This is a genomic window from Acinetobacter sp. YH12039 (genome assembly GCF_013420015.1).
Lineage (GTDB): Bacteria > Pseudomonadota > Gammaproteobacteria > Pseudomonadales > Moraxellaceae > Acinetobacter > Acinetobacter amyesii.
In genome coordinates this window covers 1-2,404 of record NZ_VOZA01000110.1, presented here as the reverse complement: position 1 = coordinate 2,404, position 2,404 = coordinate 1, and the positions used below count along the sequence as shown (strand labels likewise).

Genomic DNA, 2,404 nt, shown 5'->3' with positions numbered 1-2,404 from the left:
TGCCTAAACCCTAAATCATTGACATAATTCCAGACGAAGTTCACTTCTGATGCTAGTTGGTCTAACACCTTGCAATGTTTGTCTTTTATACGTAATTTAAGGGTTTTCATGTACTTATATTAACAATTAAAACTCAAGGAAAATAGTCCTTAGTTAAATCAAACGACACTTCATGTCGTGTCGCTTATATCTCTGACCTGAAGGACAGAGTTTTACGCTCCATTTGATAAAATCGGACCTACCTACTGAACAATTAGCTGTATTAGAAGCGTTGCCAATGCCTGCTGCGTTATTTTCTGCGACAGCTGAGCTGATATGCGCCAATCAAATATTTAAACATCGATTTCAGTCAGACTTACAAGAGATTGTATTGAATCATGTGTCCGTGATGCAGCAAAAAACCAAAGCCACAAGTTCTGAGTTTGATTTACGCTGTTTAGAGAACGATAGCATTGAACCCTTTATGTATAGTGAAAATGAACGGCATTATTGGTTCACGTTCAAACCAAAGTTTCAACAAAGTGGCGATTTGGAACATGTGCTGTTGTGCTGTGCGGACATTACAAATTTAAAGCAAGTCGAATTATCGCTGTTGAAACATAACCAACAACTCGAACAACAAGTTTATTTTGATTATCTGACAGGGATAAGAAATCGACGAGGTTTTGATTTAGACCTTTCTCAGTGGCAAAAAAGCTTCGCGGTCGAACAAGCAGATGAAATTTGTTTGATGATGCTCGACTTAGACAATTTTAAGCAAATCAATGATATCTACGGTCATGCGTTTGGCGATGAAGTTTTAAGAAAAAGTGCGCAGCTTTTAAGGATGCAAATTAGTCAACATGCAGATGCACAAATATATCGCATGGGTGGGGAAGAGTTTGCAATGATTTTGCCACGCACGGCTATATCGACTGCATGTTCGATTGCTCAACAATGTTGTGAGCAAATCTATGCTTCTTCGATGAATTATGCGGATAAGGCTTTACAACTGAGTATCTCATGCGGAGTGGCCTTGTGGGATGGTACAGAGTCATTTTTTGAAACATTGGCACGTGCCGATCAGGCTTTGTATCAAGCCAAGAAAGGCTCGAAAAATTGTACCTGTTTTAATGATGGACAAAATGTGGCGCTATTTGAGGAAACGACATTTAAAAAACCATCAGACTGTGGGAAAAACACATAGATTTAGGCCGTAACATAGAGAAAGATTTGAGAAAGCAGTATGATGCAACAGGTCAAAATTGACAGAAAACATTGGCAGTCGATTTGCTAATGAACGAAGCAGTTAAATATTTAAAGTATTTGAGGTGAATGTGTCTTCTTTAACAGACGTTTCCACACATGCCCTGACAGAAGCGCAGCAGCGTATTCAGCAGGATTTACTGACAGCGCTTGATGCATTTTCAATTCCAGAACCCTTAAAAGGGGCGGTGTATCATGCTGTGATGTTGGGTGGAAAACGTGTTCGACCGGCACTTTGTTATGCAACAGCAGCATTAAAACCCAATACTAATTTTGCAGCAGTACGCCGTGCTGCGGTGGCGATTGAATTTATTCATTGTTATTCATTGGCACACGATGATTTGCCGTGTATGGACAACGATTTACTCCGTCGTGGTCAACCAACCTGTCATGTGGCTTTTGGTGAAGATACGGCTTTACTTGCTGGCGATATTTTACAATCGATGGCTTTTGAAGTTTTAGGCAGCCGTCTCTTTGATCAAGGCCCAGCCGTTGAAGCGCCGATCATCTTGAAGCAAATGCAAATTTTAGCGACTGCAACTTCAAAAATGGTCAATGGACAAGTTCTAGACTTACAAGCGGAAGGCAAGCATGTCAGTCAGGATGAACTAGAAAATATTCATCGAAATAAAACTGGTGCTTTAATTTCTGCCGCAATCATGATGGCGGCAGTGACAATATTTAATGGCACAGATCAAGCCATTCCTAAACTCCGTGAGTTTGGCCTAGCGATTGGTTTAGCCTTTCAGGTGCAAGATGATATTTTAGATATTATTGCTGACACTGAAGCATTGGGTAAAACAGCGGGTAAAGATCAACAAGTGGATAAATCCACATATCCTGCGCTAATGGGTCTTGATCAAGCCCAAGCTTATGCAGAAGAATTACATGCACAAGCGCTTCAAGCTTTGGATTATTTTGCAGAAGATGCGGCAGAATTACACAAGATCACGCAGTTTTTATTAAAACGTCAAAGTTAATATGACGCAGTAAAAGACCTCAGCCCACACATGTAACATGTTGTGGGCATTTTTCTCTGTACACGACAAATTTCATAGGATCCTTGTCCTATCAGGCTTTTTCTTTCTTAAAATTGCTAGCACTTTCTTAAATTCTTCTTTTTTTCCAAAACCAATCAAACGTAGAATAGCCATTTGAA

General features: G+C 39.9%; 2 protein-coding genes and 1 pseudogene. 2 read left to right on the top strand and 1 reads right to left on the bottom strand.

Going from position 1 to position 2,404, the window contains the following annotated elements; genetic code table 11:
- Positions 1 to 110 (bottom strand): annotated as a pseudogene (locus FTT98_RS17590) (RNA-guided endonuclease TnpB family protein); the annotation flags it as partial.
- 167 nt (positions 111 to 277) lie between these two features.
- Here FTT98_RS17590 and FTT98_RS17585 point away from each other — a divergent pair.
- Positions 278 to 1,186, top strand: coding sequence for a GGDEF domain-containing protein (locus FTT98_RS17585; RefSeq protein WP_180042388.1), 909 nt, complete (start codon positions 278 to 280; stop codon positions 1,184 to 1,186).
- A gap of 130 nt (positions 1,187 to 1,316) precedes the next feature.
- Positions 1,317 to 2,225 (top strand): polyprenyl synthetase family protein, encoded by a 909-nt coding sequence (locus FTT98_RS17580; RefSeq protein ID WP_180004317.1) that lies wholly within the window; start codon positions 1,317 to 1,319, stop codon positions 2,223 to 2,225.
- Positions 2,226 to 2,404 lie beyond the last annotated feature (179 nt).

Coding starts and splice junctions, on each gene's coding strand:
- FTT98_RS17585 (WP_180042388.1), top strand. CDS start 278: ATGCCTGCTGCGTTATTTTCTGCGACAGCTGAGCTGATATGCGCCAAT.